General features: G+C 61.9%; 17 protein-coding genes. 10 read left to right on the forward strand and 7 right to left on the reverse strand.

Annotation, left to right across the window (positions count from 1 at the left end; translation table 11 throughout):
- The first annotated feature begins 12 nt into the window (after positions 1-12).
- Genes NL123_RS01555 through NL123_RS01565 form a run of 3 tightly spaced genes read left to right on the forward strand, consistent with a single transcriptional unit; the run spans position 13 to position 2953 of the window.
- Positions 13-1155: an ABC transporter ATP-binding protein gene (locus NL123_RS01555; protein WP_016973037.1), complete on the forward strand. Its 1143-nt coding sequence runs from the start codon at positions 13-15 to the stop codon at positions 1153-1155.
- Positions 1152-2072, forward strand: coding sequence for an ABC transporter permease subunit (locus tag NL123_RS01560; RefSeq protein ID WP_016979002.1), 921 nt, complete (start codon positions 1152-1154; stop codon positions 2070-2072). Before NL123_RS01555 ends, NL123_RS01560 begins: the two co-directional genes overlap by 4 nt.
- Positions 2069-2953 carry an ABC transporter permease subunit gene (locus tag NL123_RS01565; RefSeq protein WP_058426490.1) on the forward strand — a complete coding sequence of 295 codons (885 nt, stop codon included), beginning with the start codon at positions 2069-2071 and terminating at the stop codon, positions 2951-2953. The genes NL123_RS01560 and NL123_RS01565 overlap by 4 nt, the downstream gene beginning before the upstream one ends.
- A 111-nt stretch (positions 2954-3064) precedes the next feature.
- On the opposite strand, the gene NL123_RS01570 is transcribed toward NL123_RS01565, so the two are convergent.
- Positions 3065-3706, reverse strand: a complete 642-nt coding sequence (locus NL123_RS01570) for an HD domain-containing protein (RefSeq protein WP_058426491.1) — start codon at positions 3704-3706, stop codon at positions 3065-3067.
- A 253-nt stretch (positions 3707-3959) separates the two neighbouring features.
- On the opposite strand from NL123_RS01570, the gene NL123_RS01575 reads away from it, so the two are divergent.
- Complete coding sequence (locus NL123_RS01575) at positions 3960-4925, forward strand: GlxA family transcriptional regulator (RefSeq protein ID WP_494357096.1); 966 nt, start codon at positions 3960-3962, stop codon at positions 4923-4925.
- Here the strand turns inward: NL123_RS01575 and NL123_RS01580 are convergent.
- Complete coding sequence (locus NL123_RS01580) at positions 4903-5256, reverse strand: carboxymuconolactone decarboxylase family protein (protein WP_248485193.1); 354 nt, start codon at positions 5254-5256, stop codon at positions 4903-4905. The two genes, NL123_RS01575 and NL123_RS01580, sit on opposite strands and share 23 nt — an antisense overlap.
- Positions 5257-5358: 102 nt before the next feature.
- Here NL123_RS01580 and NL123_RS01585 point away from each other — a divergent pair, with 102 nt between their 5' ends.
- Positions 5359-6267, forward strand: a complete 909-nt coding sequence (locus NL123_RS01585) for an AraC family transcriptional regulator (protein ID WP_248485191.1) — start codon at positions 5359-5361, stop codon at positions 6265-6267.
- On the opposite strand, the gene NL123_RS01590 is transcribed toward NL123_RS01585, so the two are convergent.
- On the reverse strand, positions 6253-8607 hold the full coding sequence (locus NL123_RS01590) for a penicillin acylase family protein (RefSeq protein WP_494357097.1): 2355 nt from the start codon (positions 8605-8607) through the stop codon (positions 6253-6255). The genes NL123_RS01585 and NL123_RS01590 overlap by 15 nt on opposite strands.
- A gap of 28 nt (positions 8608-8635) precedes the next feature.
- Positions 8636-9211, reverse strand: coding sequence for a DUF6436 domain-containing protein (locus NL123_RS01595; protein ID WP_494357098.1), 576 nt, complete (start codon positions 9209-9211; stop codon positions 8636-8638).
- Between the two features lie 99 nt (positions 9212-9310).
- On the opposite strand from NL123_RS01595, the gene bipL reads away from it, so the two are divergent.
- The gene (bipL, locus tag NL123_RS01600) at positions 9311-10234 is read left to right on the forward strand and encodes a phospholipase BipL (protein WP_248488273.1); all 924 of its coding nucleotides are present in this window, start codon (positions 9311-9313) and stop codon (positions 10232-10234) included.
- A 43-nt stretch (positions 10235-10277) separates the two neighbouring features.
- Here bipL and NL123_RS01605 read toward each other — a convergent pair whose 3' ends face one another.
- The gene (locus tag NL123_RS01605; protein WP_248485186.1) at positions 10278-11030 is read right to left on the reverse strand and encodes a DUF2059 domain-containing protein; all 753 of its coding nucleotides are present in this window, start codon (positions 11028-11030) and stop codon (positions 10278-10280) included.
- A 131-nt stretch (positions 11031-11161) separates the two neighbouring features.
- On the opposite strand from NL123_RS01605, the gene NL123_RS01610 reads away from it, so the two are divergent.
- Complete coding sequence (locus NL123_RS01610; RefSeq protein ID WP_248488272.1) at positions 11162-11794, forward strand: 2OG-Fe(II) oxygenase; 633 nt, start codon at positions 11162-11164, stop codon at positions 11792-11794.
- A 2-nt stretch (positions 11795-11796) separates the two neighbouring features.
- Positions 11797-12279, forward strand: coding sequence for a 2-thiouracil desulfurase family protein (locus NL123_RS01615; protein ID WP_248485184.1), 483 nt, complete (start codon positions 11797-11799; stop codon positions 12277-12279).
- Here NL123_RS01615 and NL123_RS01620 read toward each other — a convergent pair.
- The gene (locus NL123_RS01620) at positions 12230-12757 is read right to left on the reverse strand and encodes a transporter substrate-binding domain-containing protein (RefSeq protein WP_248485183.1); all 528 of its coding nucleotides are present in this window, start codon (positions 12755-12757) and stop codon (positions 12230-12232) included. The two genes, NL123_RS01615 and NL123_RS01620, sit on opposite strands and share 50 nt — an antisense overlap.
- Before the next feature lie 134 nt (positions 12758-12891).
- On the opposite strand from NL123_RS01620, the gene NL123_RS01625 reads away from it, so the two are divergent.
- On the forward strand, positions 12892-13332 hold the full coding sequence (locus NL123_RS01625) for a DUF4399 domain-containing protein (RefSeq protein ID WP_248485181.1): 441 nt from the start codon (positions 12892-12894) through the stop codon (positions 13330-13332).
- A gap of 64 nt (positions 13333-13396) precedes the next feature.
- Here the strand turns inward: NL123_RS01625 and serA are convergent, their stop codons facing one another.
- Complete coding sequence (gene serA / locus NL123_RS01630) at positions 13397-14626, reverse strand: phosphoglycerate dehydrogenase (RefSeq protein ID WP_058426502.1); 1230 nt, start codon at positions 14624-14626, stop codon at positions 13397-13399.
- Positions 14627-14831: 205 nt separating this feature from the next.
- On the opposite strand from serA, the gene NL123_RS01635 reads away from it, so the two are divergent.
- Positions 14832-16226, forward strand: coding sequence for an FAD-binding oxidoreductase (locus NL123_RS01635; RefSeq protein WP_494357099.1), 1395 nt, complete (start codon positions 14832-14834; stop codon positions 16224-16226).
- Positions 16227-16246: the final 20 nt, after the last annotated feature.

A 16246-nucleotide genomic window follows, 5' to 3' on the forward strand; every position in this document is an offset into this window, starting at 1 on the left:
GGAGTTTCGTAAATGGCAGTTGCCTCCGGCGCCTATAAGAAAGCCCTCGAAGGGGACCAGACACCGAAGAAGGTGCTGGTCAAAATCGACCGGGTCACGAAGAAGTTCGACGAGACGATTGCCGTGGACGATGTGTCCCTGGAAATCAAGAAGGGCGAGATCTTCGCCCTGCTCGGCGGTTCGGGTTCGGGCAAGTCCACCTTGCTGCGCATGCTCGCAGGTTTCGAGCGCCCGACCGAGGGTCGCATCTACCTCGATGGCGAAGACATCACCGACATGCCGCCCTACGAGCGGCCGATCAACATGATGTTCCAGTCCTACGCCTTGTTCCCACACATGACCGTGGCGCAGAACATCGCGTTCGGCCTGCAACAGGACAAGATCCCCAAGGCCGAGATCGACGCCCGTGTGGCCGAGATGCTCAAGCTGGTGCAGATGAGCCAGTACGCCAAGCGTAAGCCGCACCAGTTGTCCGGTGGCCAGCGTCAGCGTGTGGCCCTGGCCCGTTCCCTGGCCAAGCGTCCGAAACTGCTGCTGCTCGATGAGCCCATGGGCGCCCTCGACAAGAAGCTGCGTTCGCAGATGCAACTGGAGTTGGTGGAGATCATCGAGCGCGTGGGTGTGACCTGCGTAATGGTGACCCACGACCAGGAAGAGGCCATGACCATGGCCGAACGCATCGCGATCATGCACCTGGGCTGGATCGCCCAGATCGGCAGCCCGATCGACATCTACGAGACGCCCACCAGCCGCCTGGTGTGCGAGTTCATCGGCAACGTCAACATCTTCGATACCCAGGTGGTAGACGATGCCGAAGGCCACGCGGTGCTCAAGTGCGCCGACCTGGACCGCGACATCTATGTGGGCTACGGCATCGCCACCTCGGTGGAAGACAAGTCGGTGACCTACGCGATCCGCCCGGAAAAACTGCTGGTCACCACCGAAATGCCGACCTGCGAGCACAACTGGTCCAGCGGCAAGGTGCACGACATTGCCTACCTGGGCGGCCACTCGGTGTTCTACGTGGAGCTGCCGAGCGGCAAGCTGGTGCAGTCCTTCGTGGCCAACGCCGAACGTCGCGGCCAGCGGCCGACCTGGGGTGACCAGGTGTACGTGTGGTGGGAAGACGACAGCGGCGTGGTACTGCGCTCATGAACATGAAGAAGCTCAAGCGCCGCCTGCAACGAATAACGCCCAGTGGCCGTCATGCGGTCATTGGCATTCCCTTCCTGTGGCTGTTCCTGTTCTTCATGCTGCCGTTCTTCATCGTCCTGAAGATCAGCTTTGCCGAAGCCGACGTGGCGATCCCGCCGTACACCGAGATCTACACCTTCGTTGAGCAGAAACTGCAATTGGTGCTCAACCTGGGCAACTACGCGATGCTCGGCGACGACGAGTTGTACATCGCTGCGTACCTGGGCTCGCTGAAAATGGCGTTCTTCAGCACGTTGCTGTGCCTGTTGATCGGCTACCCGATGGCCTACGCCATTGCCAGCGCGCGCAAAGAGATGCAGACCGTGCTGGTGCTGCTGATCATGATGCCGACCTGGACCGCGATCCTGATCCGCGTGTATGCGTGGATGGGCATCCTCAGCAACAACGGCCTGCTCAATGGCTTCCTGATGTCCATCGGCTTGATCAACGAGCCGCTGCAGATCCTCAACACCAACATCGCGGTGTATATCGGCGTGGTCTATTCGTACCTGCCGTTCATGATCCTGCCGCTGTACGCCAACCTGGTGAAACACGACCAGAGCCTGCTGGAAGCCGCATCCGACCTGGGTTCGAGCACCTTCAACAGCTTCTGGAAGATCACCGTGCCGCTGTCCAAGAACGGCATCATTGCCGGCTGCATGCTGGTGTTCATCCCGGTGGTGGGCGAGTTCGTGATCCCGGAACTGCTCGGCGGCCCGGAAACCCTGATGATCGGTAAAGTGTTGTGGCAAGAATTCTTCAACAACCGTGACTGGCCGGTGGCCTCTGCCCTGGCGGTGGTGATGCTGGCGATCCTGATCGTGCCCATCATCCTGTTCAACCGCAGCCAAGCCAAAGAGATGGAGGGCAAGATATGAAGCGCTTCAGTTTCTCGAGTTTCATGCTGGTGGCGGGGTTGTTGTTTATCTACCTGCCGATGCTGATCCTGGTGATCTACTCGTTCAACGAATCCAAACTGGTGACAGTGTGGGGCGGTTGGTCGATCAAGTGGTACGTGGGCCTTTTGGACAACACTCAGTTGATGGGCTCGGTGGCACGTTCCCTGGAAATCGCCTGCTACACGGCGGTGGCGGCGGTGGCGCTGGGTACGTTGGCGGCCTTCGTGCTGACGCGCATCAGCCAGTTCAAAGGCCGCACGCTGTTCGGCGGCCTGGTGACCGCGCCATTGGTGATGCCGGAAGTGATCACCGGTCTGTCGCTGTTGCTGCTGTTCGTGGCCATGGCGCAGATGATCGGCTGGCCCCAGGAACGTGGCATCGTCACCATCTGGATCGCCCACACCACGTTCTGTGCGGCGTATGTGGCGGTGGTGGTGTCGGCGCGCTTGCGTGAATTGGACCTGTCGATCGAAGAAGCGGCAATGGACCTGGGTGCGCGACCGTGGAAGGTGTTCTTCCTGATCACCATCCCGATGATCGCGCCGTCGTTGGCGGCGGGCGGCATGATGTCGTTCGCGCTGTCCCTGGATGACCTGGTACTGGCCAGCTTCGTGTCGGGGCCGGGTTCGACGACCCTGCCGATGGAAGTGTTCTCGGCGGTGCGCCTTGGGGTCAAACCCGAGATCAACGCCGTGGCCAGCCTGATCCTGCTGGCGGTGTCGCTGGTGACCTTCCTGGTGTGGTTCTTCAGCCGGCGTGCCGAAGAGATGCGCAAGAAGGCCATTCAGCAAGCCATCGAAGAAGCCGCGGCGGATGGCTGGCAGCAGCCGGACAAGCGCCGGGCGGCTGCACCGGTCTAAATGTGGGAGGGGGCTTGCCCCCGATGACAGTGTGTCAGCCAATGGATATGTGGCTGATGCTCCGCTATCGGGGGCAAGCCCCCTCCCACATTTGATTGCATTTCAAGTCAACTATGCGACCCACGGCGACTTGCGGATCACTTCAACAAAATTCATCGGCTTGAACCCCGGCTCCTGATCCACCAGCACATCCGTCTTCACGTTGCCAAACGTGGTCTGCGGACGATGGCGCAAGCCGTCGGCAAACGCGCAGATGATGCACTCCTTGAACCCTTCACCGCGTGGATGCGCATGCACCACGGCTTCGCGCTGCACGCTGGAAAACGCGGCATAGTCCATGCCCAGCACGTCCATTTCCACACCGGCCGTCACCAGTGCCACGGTCGGGCGCAAATGCTGCGGCACGCCCGGCGTGGTGTGCAGGGCGATGGACAGCCACACCTGTTCGATGTCGTCATCGCTCAGCCCGTACGGCTTGAGGAACGCGGCCGCAGCGTTGGCGCCGTCGACTTCGAAGCGCTCGTTGTCACTGCGATGGCCCTCCACCAGGCCCAAGTCATGGAACATCGCGCCGACGTAAAGCAGCTCCGGGTTGTAGGCCAGTTGCTTGCGTTCACCGCTCAAGGCGCCGAACAGGAACACTCGGCGCGAGTGATGGTAGAGCAGGTCGGATTCGACGTCGCGGATGTACTCGGTGGTGGCCTTGGCCAGGGCGCTGTCCGGGATCTGGATGCCGGCGATGGTGGTGCTCATGGTCGTTCTCCTCAACAAAGCGCCGGGGGTGGCGCCGATGAGTCCAGTCTGTTCGCGTGCCCGCGAAGGGGCTATGGCGGCGAGGGAGCGATCCCGGCCAATGTGCCTGCATATCACGCCAGGCCTTATCTGTAGGAGCGAGCTTGCTCGCGAAAAACGTCCAGGCACCACGCCCCTCCAGGCAGAACGCGTTATCGTTGGCGTTCTTCGCGAGCAAGCTCGCTCCTACAGGTCATCACAAGGCTTAGTACCCATGGGCAAAATCGTCGCCATCCTGATCTTCCCCGGCGTCCAGTCACTGGACGTGACCGGTCCCATGGACGTGTTCTGCGAAGCCAATCGTTTTCTGCCGCCGCAGGATCATTACCAGTTGGAAGTCATCGGCTTCGGTCACGGCAACATGGCCGCTTCCAACGGTCTGTCGCTGCAGGCCCACCGGCACTACAGCGATGCCCTTGAGCCCTATGACCTGCTGCTGGTGGCGGGTGGTCCGCAGTTACCCTTCGAAGACTTCGGCGCCGAGTTCGATGCTTGGCTGCGTGGTGCCACGGCGCGTGCGCAGCGCTTCGGCTCCATCTGCAACGGCGCCTTCATGCTGGCCCGCGCCGGGCTGCTGGACGGGAAAACCGTCACCACCCACTGGAACGATGCGGCGGATCTGGCGCGCCTGTGCCCCACGGCCCAGGTCGAAGCCGATCGCCTCTACGTACAGGATGGCAATCTCTACACCTCGGCCGGGGTCACGGCGGGCATCGATCTGTCGTTGTATCTGCTGGCCCAGGACCATGGCCCGGAAGTCGCGTTGAGCGTGGCCAAGCGCCTGGTGGTGTTCACCCAGCGGTCGGGCGGGCAGTCGCAGTTCAGCCCGTTTCTGACGCCCCACGCCGAAACCACCTCGGCGGTGGCGCTGGTGCAGTTGTACGTGTTGGCGAACCTGACCGGGGACCTGACCATTGCCGACCTGGCCAAGGCCGCGAACATGAGTGCGCGCAATTTCTCCCGGGTGTTTGCCCGCGAGGCGCGCATCACGCCGGCGGAGTTTGTCGAGCGCGCGCGGGTGGACGCGGCGCGGGTGATGCTTGAAAGCAGCCCCGCACCGCTGAAGACCGTGGCCTATCAATGCGGATTTCGTGACGCCCAGCACATGCGCAGTGTGTTCAACCGTCGGCTGGGCGTGACGCCGCAACAGTTCCGGCTTAACTTTGCGGCGCCGGTTTGAGCGTGTCGTAGGCTTCCAGCGCGCGCAGCGAGTAGATGTACGCCGCGCCGGCATTCAGCGAGATCGCAGTGGCCAGCGTGGCAGCGACTTCTTCGCGGGTGGCGCCGGCCCTGATTGCCGCATCGGCATGCACGCCGATGCAACCGTCGCAGCGGGTGGTAATGGCCACGGCGATGGAAATCAGTTCACGGGTCTTGGCATCGAGGACGTTGTTTTCCTCGGCAGCTTCGCCCAGCGCCATGTAGGCTTTGACCATCTTCGGGTTGCTCTTGCCCAGCGCGCCAAAGGCTTTCTTCACGGTAGGCAGCAAGTCGGACCAGTTATTGAACATTGCGGTAACTCCTGAACGGGTAGGGTGGTGTGGAGCCAGTGTCTTCCGTTCGGGGGCGGCGTTATTGTTCAATCCGCTCATGTTTTTGACCGATGCTCGCAAATGAATTCGATCGACACGCTTATCGCGCTGGCCAACCTGCGCGGCAGTCTGGATCTGCGCTGCCAGTTCCAGGGCGACTGGGCCTTGGACCATGCGCCGGAAAGCCTGGGTATGGCGCCCTATCACATCGTGCTCAGTGGCACCTGCCGCGCCGAGTTGTCGGGTGGGCAGCAAGTGACCCTGGAGCAGGGCGATATTTTGCTGATGCCCGGCGGTGCCACGCATTTGCTGCGCAGCCAGGGCGCGCGGATCCGGCCGATGCAACCCAAGGTCATCGAAGGCGGTGTGCTCACCGTGCACCGCCTGGGCGGTGACCAGCCGGACCTGGACATGCTCTGCGGCAGCTTTCACTACAACCGCCAGTCGCTGCTGCTCGGCGCGTTGCCGGAATACCTGGTGGTGTCCAGCCGCGAGTGGCACGGCGACGGGCAACTGGCGGCGTTGATCGCGTTATTGCGCAGCGAAGCGGACGGCCAGCAACTCGGCGCCCGCTCGTTTATCGATGCATTGTCATCGGCGCTGTTCACCCTGATCCTGCGCGCCTGGCTCGCCCGTCAGGCACCGGTCGCCGGCACCTTCGCCTTGCTTACCGACAAGCGCCTGAGCAAGGCCTGGCAAGCCATGCTGGCCGATCCAGGGTATGAGTGGACCATCGACAGCCTGGCGGCCGCTGCGACGATGTCACGCGCCACCTTCATGCGCGCCTTTGTGAAAGTCGCGGGCGTATCGCCGTGGGTGCTGCTGACCCAATTGCGCATGGAGCTGGCGTTCAACCTGCTGCGCCAGTCACACCTGAGCCTGCTGGATATCGCCGCCCAGGTGGGTTACCAGTCCCAGGCGGCGTTCAGCAAGAAATTCAAGGAAACCTATGGCGAGGCGCCGGGGCGTTTGCGTTCATCGGGCGGGTAGCAACTTGAGGGTGCCACGGGTGTTGGCGGTGACTTCCTCGTCAGTGAAGTGCGCCTGCTCGTAGCCACCTTCGATGTAGGTTTCGGCCTGGTCGCTGTAGTGGCGGTCAAACGGCACGCCACTTTGCCCGACCGGGTTGATGGTCAGCGCGTGGGCCACGTCGGCGAAATCGATCAGGCGACGGGTCGAGGGGCCGTAGGTGACCGGCCACGGTGCCGGGCCGATCATGGCCGACTGGTTGTTCGGCACTTCATGGGTGCCCGGGGCAGGGAACGGGCCGACGTTGAACACCTTGTCCAAAGGCTTCTGCATGCCCAACGGATGACCGTGGGTGAGGGTATGCGCGGTGCCCCACTGCCATTGGCTCGGGTCATCGCCAAGGGTGGCCTTGAGGTGCGCGAGGCTGTTGTCCCAGGCGAGCTTGACGGTGTCGGCGCGCTTGCCGTCCCACCACGGCGAATCCGGCATGGCGGCCAGGCGGGGCAGCGCGGCGTCAATCACACGGGTGGTGAGCAGGGTCTTGAACATGCTGTCGCCGAGTTTCGGGTGGAAGGCCGCGTCCGCGAGGTTGAACAGGAACTGGTTGAACAGCGTGGCGCTGGTGGAGTCCAGCGGGTAGTCACCCTTCCAGCTGGCAAGCTGTTCCACCAGTTTCAGCTGCGCCGGGTCCTTGACCACCTCACGCAGTACCGGCAGCAGCGGCGCCAGCAGGCGCGGGCCGAAAGCGGTGGTGGTGCCCAGCTGCAAGGCCTGGCTGTTGTTCACGTCCCACTTCACGCTCTTGTCGCTCAACTGCGCATTCAACTGCTGGCCACGGTCGGCCAGGTTGTAATAGCCGGGGATTTCCATGCCGGTGGGTGACACGGGCTGAGCATTGGCCGACACCACATAGCCGCGCACCGGGTTCTCTTCCTGGGGGTTGGCGGTGAAGGGGTAGAAGCCCAGTTTATCGGCTTGTTCGGTACTGCCATCGAGGATGAAACCGGGGTTGGCTCCGGCCGGGCGGATCGGCAATTGCGCCGCTGCCCACCAGCCGATATCACCCTTGGCGTTGGCCCACACGATATTCAGGCCCGGTGCGGAAACCTTGGCTGCAGCGGCTCGCGCCTTGGCCAGGGTGTCGGCGCGGTTGAGTTGGTAGAAGCCTTCGAGGATCGGGTTCTGGGTATCGAGGAACGCCCACCACATAGCAATCGGTGTGTTGCCGGCGTTCTCGCCGAGCACGTCATTGATGATCGGGCCGTGGGGCGATTGGCGCAGGGTCAACGTCAGTGGCGCCTGGCCCTTCACCGCGATCTGTTGCTCGGTGCGGGTCATGTCGACCCACTGGCCGTGGTACCAGACCTGGTTGGGATTGTCCGGGTTGACCCTCTCGGCGATCAGGTCGAGGTCATCGTTCTGGAACATGGTCAGGCTCCAGCCGAAGTCCAGGTTGTGTCCCAGGAACGCCATCGGCACCAGAGCGTTGTGATAGCCATACAGCTCAAAACCCGGTGCCGACAGCTGCGCTTCGTACCACACCGATGGCACCGAGAAACGAATATGCGGGTCACCCGCCAGCAACGGCTTGCCGCTCTTGGTGCGGTTGCCGCTGATGGCCCAGGCGTTGCTGCCTTCGAACTGCGGCAGGCCGTTGTCGGCCAGGGCCTGTTCGCTCAGTGAGGCGAGGGCGCCGAGGGTCTGCCAATCGCTGGCGGCGAGGTTGAGCGCACCCTTGGGTTGCCAGTCGAGGTCGAAGACTTTCAGGTAGTCGCTGCCCAATTGGTCGCGTACGTAAGTCAGCAACGGCTCGGTACGAAACGCGGCGGCAAAGCTGTAGGCCATGTACCCGGCAACGCTGATGGTGTCTTCAGCGGTGAACGGTCGCTTGGGGATGCCCAGCACGTCGAACTCCATCGGGCGGGCGTGGCTGTCCTGATACTGGTTGATCCCGTCCAGATAGGCCTGCAGGGCCTTCCAGTGCGCCGACTCATGATCCAGTTGCGCCACATAGGTCGCGGCGCGGTCGCGAATGCGCAGGCTGCGAAACAGCTTGTCGGTCTCCAGCACTTTGGGGCCCAGCACCTCGGCCAGTTCACCACGCGCCAGGCGCCGCATGATCTCCATCTGGAATAGACGGTCCTGGGCATGCACATAGCCGAGGGCGCGATACAGGTCGGTTTCGTTCTCGGCGCGGATATGCGGCACGCCACGGTCGTCATAGCGCACCGTGACGGAGCCTTGCAGGTTGGCCAGCGTCACCGTGCCCTGGCGGGTGGGCTGTTTGCTATAGACGTACGCGCCTGCGCCAAGGGCAGCCAGCACGACCAGAACCGCGAACACCTGCAAGACGCGCTTCATGAATATTCCTTACCAAGAGAGAGGCGGGTTACGAGCCTTTTGGCCACGAACAATAGCAGCCCACTGCCAGGGTGTGAGTAGCATTTATCTGGCGTCCTGCGTCTAGTGCCTTGAGGATCGGCTCAATGAAGCTGTTGCTGGAGTTGCAGGTGAGGCCCTCGCTGTAGGGCCCGAAATACGCGAGCTTGCCTGTGCGATCCCAGATTCCCACGGCTGGGCTGGCCGGCACCTGGTCGGCGCCGGGCAGGGTGGTGAGGATTTTCATCGTGCGCAGGTTGTCGGGCAGTTGGCCGTGGCTGCCGGGCTTCTGCAGGGCATAGAACTCGACGCCTTGGGGCGCGTATTGCTCGATCAGCTCGCCCAGGTGCTGCTGGTTGCCGACGTTGCACGGGCAGGCCGGGTCCCAGAAGTGCACCAGGCGGATCGGGCCGGGGCCGGCGAGGTCGGCGGGCAGCTTCAATGGGTCGCCGGAAAACACCGCCGTGTGTTCGCTGAAGGCGCGCAGGTAGCGGCCCTGGAACCAGTCATACGCCGCCCACAGCACGCCGGCGCAGATAACCAGGATCAGGCTGGCGAATAGGGCGGTGCGGTAGGGCGGTCGCATTCAGATGTATCCTCGAAGGTCGCGTAGCTTGCCATGCTTGTCCTGACAGATGAATATCGCAGCTCGATATTCATCTTCGCCGCCAGTCTGGAAGCCTTTATGCCCGTTACCTTTGACCCCGATCATCTGCGCGAAAGCTTGCGGCCCCTGGTGGATGCGCAACCGCTTTCAGCCGAGGCACGGGTCTACCAGCGTTTCTACGGGCTGGACCAGGCCGAGAGCCGCCTGGGGCGCTTCGAGGTGGACGGTTTCGAGGTGGTCGCGCAGGTGTGGTGGCCGCCCAGGCCTGTAGCGACGATGTTCATGTTCCACGGCTTCTACGACCACATGGGGTTGTACCGCCATGTGGTGAAGTGGGCGCTGGACCAGGGTTTTGTGGTGATCGCCTGCGATCTGCCCGGGCATGGGCTGTCCAGCGGCGCACGCGCCAGCATCGATGATTTCGCGGTGTACCAGCACGTGGTGCGGGCGCTGTTTACCCAGGCCGAAGCATTGCAGTTGCCGCAACCCTGGCACCTGTTCGGGCAAAGCACCGGCGGCGCGGTGGTGGTGGACCACCTGCTCAACCACGGCGCCGACAGCCCGGCCCAGGGCAAGACCTTCCTGCTGTCACCGTTGGTGCGGCCGCGTGCCTGGGGTTGGTCGCAGGTCAGTTATTACCTGCTGCGCCCATTCGTCAAAGGCATTGCGCGGCGGTTCAGCGAAAACACCCACGACCCCGCGTTCAAACCGTTCCTTGAAGTCGACCCGCTGCAGCCGCGGCAATTGCCGACCGCCTGGGTGGGTGCATTGGCGCGCTGGATCAAACGCATCGAAGCCGCACCGCGCAGCCCTCGGCGACCGGTGATTGTGCAGGGTGAAGAGGATATGACCGTGGATTGGCAGCACAACCTGCAGGTGTTGCGCAGCAAGTTCGACCAGCCCGAGGTGTTGATGCTGCCGCGTGGCAGGCATCATCTGGCCAATGAGATTCCGGAGATTCGTGAGCAGTACTTCAGCTATCTCACCCAACACCTGAACTAACGCGATCCAAATGTGGGAGGTGGCTTGCCCCCTCCCACACTTTTTACTGCGTAAGGCTGGAAGTGCTTTGCCCGACCGCCAGCCCGGCGCGAATAGCGGCAAGTGCCGCCTGGTAATACGCCTTGCCCTCCGGCGACTCCGCAAACGTCGCGAATTCTTCCAGCTCCGGGTCGGACAGATCCCGATAAACGTACAGCAGCGTGTTGTTCAGGTCCTTGTCGATCTGCTGCATCAACCGCTCGCGTTGGCCATTCAACATACCCTGGGCCTGGCCGCCGCCCAGCAGGCCGGGGATCATCTGGCTCAGGCTGTCGGCCGCCACGCCGGCAATCGCCAGGCTGACTTCCGCGCCGGCTTCGCGGGCCGGCAGGGCCTGGGCCAGGTGGCCGATGATCAGGCTGCGGGTGGCGTCGGCCTCGATTTTCGGCAGGCCCTGGGCATTTTTCGCCAGTTGGTCGCGGCGGGTGGCGAGCAATTCGGCGGCGACAATCTTGCGGCCCAGGGGTGATTGGAAAAACGCCAAGGCAGGCGCAGGGTCCGCCAGGTGCTTGCGCAATTGCGCTTCGGCACGCTGGTCCACCGCCTGGGCGGCGAAGCGTTTATTGCTGTTATCCACCAGCGCCTGGTACACCGCTGGCGGCAGGCTATTGCGGTAGCGTTGCTGGGCGGCACTGAGGGCGTCATTGAAATGCGCACGTTGTTCGGCCCAGCCGGCGACCTTGTACAACTGGTCATGGCCGTCTGCCCAGGCGGGCAAAACGCAGAACATCAGCAAGGAAAAAAACAAACGACGCATAGGGACTCCTGTCAGTCGGCCACTATTGTCCGTGTCGGGCGTAGGATTTGTCGAGAAGTCCTATCAGTCACCTGACTAAAGTGCATTCAGACGCTCGGCGGCTCTGTCGGATTCACAGGCGTATGGATACTATGCGCGCCATGCAAATACCCCTCGATCACCCCTTGCTGCAACGTATTGTCGACGACCTGGCCGAAAAGGGCTGGTCCAGACAGGACGGCTTCCTGCCCCAGGCTCTGACCCTGGAACTGGCGGCTGAGTGCCGTAAACGCAAGGCCGAAGGTGAACTGGCCCCGGCAGCGGTAGGGCGGGGGCCGACCCAGGAGATTCGAGAAGGCATTCGCGGTGACCACATCCAGTGGCTGGAAGAGGGCGATGCGGCGGTTTGCGACACTTACATGGCGGTGATGGACAGCCTGCGCCTCGCCATGAACCGTGGCCTGTTCCTGGGCCTGGAAGACTTTGAGAGCCACTTCGCGATGTACCCGCCGGGGGCTTTTTACCTCAAGCACCTGGACCGTTTCCGCGACGATGACCGGCGCATGGTCTCGGCGGTGATCTACTTGAATGACGCCTGGCTGCCCGAACATGGCGGCCAGTTGCGCATGTACCTCAAGGACGGCGTCGAATACGATGTGGTGCCCACCGGCGGTTGCCTGGTGGTGTTCCTGTCGGGCGAGGTGCCCCACGAAGTGATGCCCGCTACGCGCGAACGCCTGTCCCTCACCGGCTGGTTTCGCCGGCGGGGCAACGAGCCGTTTTAAACATGCAAAAGATTCTGATCAGCCGCTGTCTGCTCGGGCACAAGGTGCGTTACGACGGCGGGGCCAGCGGGCCGTTCGACCAATTGGCGGCGTGGCAGGCCGAAGGGCGTGTGGTTGCGATCTGCCCGGAAGTGTCGGGTGGTTTGCCAACGCCACGACCTGCTGCCGAGATCCCAGGCGGGCAGGGCGTGGATGTGTGGGAGGGGCGTGCCCAGGTGCTGACGGCTGAGGGCGAAGATTTCAGCGCAGCGTTCCTTGATGGCGCCCGCCAGGCACTGGCGCTGGTTGAACGCCACGCTATCCGCATCGCCGTGCTCAAGGCCAATAGCCCGTCCTGTGGCAACCTGCTCACTTATGACGGTACCTTTACCGGCGTGAAAGTGAGTGGCGAGGGCGTAACCGCGGCGCTGCTCAAGCGCCACGGCGTGCAGGTGTTCAGTGAGTTGGAGTTACCTGAGGCTGCGCAGGCACTGGCGCAGTTGTAGTCGGGGCTTCTGCGTCAAACCACTTCTGCGACAGCGCCTTTAACCGGCCATCCTCCTTCACCCGCTTCAGCGCGCCGTCCAGGCTCGTCTTGAACGCCGGGTTACCCTTTTGGAACGGGATCACCAAATCGGGCTTCTCGCGATAAGCCTCACTGAAATCGAACTGATCCTCAAGGTCGGCAGTCTTAGCGATATGGTTGATGGCCACGTCGTACTTGCCGGTTGCCACCCCTGGCAGCAAGTCGGCGTCATCGGTGGTGATGAACGAGGAGCGCACGTCCATTTCCTTGGCCAGCAGTTCACCCAGTTCCACTTCAAAACCGGTGAGTTTGTCGCCGTCCTTGAAGTTGAACGGTGGCGTATTGGCTTCAAGGGCGATGCGCAGTTCGCCACGATCGAACACATCATCGACCAGTTCGGCGTGAGCCAGGGGGCTCAGAAGGGGAAGCAGCAGTAACAGGCCAGGCGAAAAGCGCATGGTCACTCCTAGAGAATTTTTATGTGCGAGGCGCCGGTCAGCATCGCTTTGCTATGGTGTTGAGTGCCTTGGACAGCAATTTGTCGCGAAGTTGTCATAACCCTACAGATTTCACAGAAAAACTGGAGAAGCGAATGAAAGCCCTTTTGTCCCGTGCCACCCTGGCCTCCCTGATGCTGGGTGCTTCGATGTTGGCGAATGCTGCTGATGTTCCGCGCACCCCCGCCCCCAAAGGCGCCGAGGTGTTTATCGTATCGCCCAAAGATGGCGCGACCGTCGACAAGACCTTCACCGTCAAATTTGGCGTGAAGGGTCTGGACCTGGAACCGATCGACAAGCAGGTGCCAGGTGCCGGTCACCATCACCTGCTGGTCGACCAGGACGTGACGTCGCTCAAAGCAGACGAGGCTATCCCGGCCACTGCCACCTCGATTCATTTCGGTAAGGCGCAAACCGAAACCGAGTTGACATTGACCCCAGGCAAACACACCTTGCAGCTGGTAGCGGGCGATAACGTGCACCGCCAGTTCGAGCCCACTGTAGCCTCGAAAGTGATCACGGTTAACGTCAAGTAAGATTTGTTCAGATGCAAAAAAGGGAGCCCCGAGGGGCTCCCTTTTTCGTGGTGCGGTTGAAACCTTAGAACAACACGCGGCTACGGATAGTGCCGTTGATGTGCTGCAGCTTCTCTTGCGCCAGGTCCGAGTACTCGGCGTCGACGTCGATCACCACGTAGCCGACCTTCTCGTTGGTCTGCAGGAACTGACCGGAGATGTTGATGCCGTTTTCCGCGAAGACCTTGTTGATCTCCATCATCACGCCAGGGATGTTCTGGTGGATGTGCAGCAGACGGTGCTTGCCAGGGTGAGCCGGCAGGGCCACTTCCGGGAAGTTCACCGACGATACCGAGGTACCGTTGTCGCTGTACTTGACCAGCTTCTCGGCCACTTCCAGGCCAATGTTGGCTTGGGCTTCAGCGGTGGAACCACCGATGTGCGGGGTCAGGATCACGTTGTCCAGGCCACGCAGCGGGCTTTCGAAGATGTCGTCGTTGGAGCGAGGCTCAACCGGGAACACGTCGATGGCGGCGCCGATCAGGTGCTTGTCCTTGATCGCGTCGGCCAGGGCGTCCAGTTCGACCACAGTACCGCGTGCCGCGTTGATCAGGATGCCGCCCTTCTTGATGGCGCGGATTTCCTTCTCGCCCATCATCCACTGGGTCTCAGCGGTTTCCGGAACGTGCAGGGTCACGATATCGGACATGCCCAGCAGCTCGGTCAGGCTGGCCACTTGGGTGGCGTTGCCCAATGGCAGCTTGGTCAGGGTGTCGTAGAAGAACACCTGCATGCCCAGGCCTTCAGCCAGGACCGACAACTGGGTGCCGATCGAGCCGTAGCCGATGATGCCCAGCTTCTTGCCACGGATCTCGAAGGAGTTGGCCGCGCTCTTGATCCAGCCGCCACGGTGGCAGGAAGCGTTCTTCTCGGGAATGCCGCGCAACAACAGGATGGCCTCGGCCAGCACCAGCTCCGCTACGGAACGGGTGTTGGAGTACGGTGCGTTGAACACCGCGATGCCGCGCTCGCGCGCAGCAGAGAGGTCGACCTGGTTGGTGCCGATGCAGAAACAGCCGACCGCCACGAGTTTCTTGGCGTGATCGAAGATCTCTTCGGTCAGCTGAGTGCGGGAGCGAATGCCGATAAAGTGCGCGTCGGCGATCTTTTCCTTGAGCTGGGCTTCCGGCAGAGAACTGGTGATGTACTCAATGCTGGAGTACCCGGCGGCCTTCAGAACTTCGACGGCCGATGGGTGGACGCCTTCCAGAAGAAGGAACTTGATCTTGCTCTTATCGAGAGAAGTCTTGCTCATCTGCGTAAACCTGTATCCCGGAGAAAAATGGCAGGGAATCGGATCGCTTAAGCTGACCCGGACGGCAGGAAAGCCGTCACCGCAGAAACGCCCTTGGGCTCTGTCCTGCGGGGGCGGTATGCTAGCATACGCGCCCCGCTAAACACTCATTCCTGCGACGTGAAGCGTTCTCAGGATGACCATGAATTGTTCGAGAGTTCTGTCGATGACCCATCCTGCCCTGATTGATGAGCTAAAGACCCTGGTTGAGCCCGGCAAAGTGCTGACCGATGCAGACTCCCTGGAGGCTTACGGCAAGGATTGGACCAAGCACTTCGCACCCGCGCCGACCGCCATTGTCTTCCCCAAGACCACTGAGCAGGTCCAGGCCATCGTGCGTTGGGCCAATACCCACAAGGTCGCGCTGGTGCCATCCGGTGGGCGTACTGGCCTGTCGGCCGCTGCCGTGGCGGCCAACGGTGAAGTGGTGGTGTCGTTCGACTATATGAACCAGATCCTCGACGTGAACCTCACCGACCGCACCGCCGTGTGCCAGCCGGGCGTGGTCACCAAGCAATTGCAGAACGTCGCCGAAGAAAAAGGCCTGTACTACCCGGTGGACTTCGCTTCGTCGGGTTCCAGCCAGATTGGCGGCAATATCGGCACCAATGCCGGCGGGATCAAGGTGATTCGCTACGGCATGACCCGCAACTGGGTGGCCGGCATGAAGGTCGTCACCGGCAAGGGCGACGTACTGGAGCTGAACCGCGACCTGATCAAGAACGCCACCGGCTACGACATGCGCCAGCTGTTCATCGGCGCCGAAGGCACCCTGGGCTTTGTGGTCGAAGCCACCATGCGCCTGGACCGTGCGCCGAAGAACCTCACTGCCATGGTGCTCGGTACGACTGACTTCGATTCGATCATGCCGGTCTTGCACGCGTTCCAGAGCAAACTGGACCTGACCGCCTTCGAATTCTTCTCCGACAAGGCCCTGGCCAAGGTCATGGGTCGTGGCGACGTGCCGGCGCCGTTCGAAACCGACTGCCCGTTCTATGCGCTGCTGGAATTCGAAGCCACCACCGAAGAAGTCGCCAACCACGCGCTGGAAACCTTCGAGCACTGCGTGGAACAGGGCTGGGTGCTGGACGGCGTGATGAGTCAGAGCGAAACCCAGCTGCACAACCTGTGGAAACTGCGCGAGTACATCTCCGAGACCATTTCCCACTGGACCCCATACAAGAACGATATCTCGGTGACTGTCTCCAAGGTTCCGGCGTTCTTGAAGGAAATTGACGCGATCGTCGGCGAACACTACCCGGACTTCGAAATCGTCTGGTTCGGCCACATCGGCGACGGCAACCTGCACTTGAACATCCTCAAGCCGGAAAATCTGAGCAAGGACGAGTTCTTCGCCAAGTGCGCCACCGTGAACAAGTGGGTGTTCGAAACCGTCGCGAAGTACAACGGTTCGATCTCCGCCGAACACGGCGTGGGCATGACCAAGCGCGATTACCTGACCTACAGCCGCTCGCCGGTTGAAATCGAATACATGAAGGCAGTGAAAGCGGTGTTCGACCCGAACGGGATCATGAACCCTGGCAAGATCTTCGCTGTTTAACCGCCCTGAAGGAGTCGTTC

The sequence above is a fragment of the Pseudomonas sp. FBCC-B1565 genome (genome assembly GCF_059133265.1).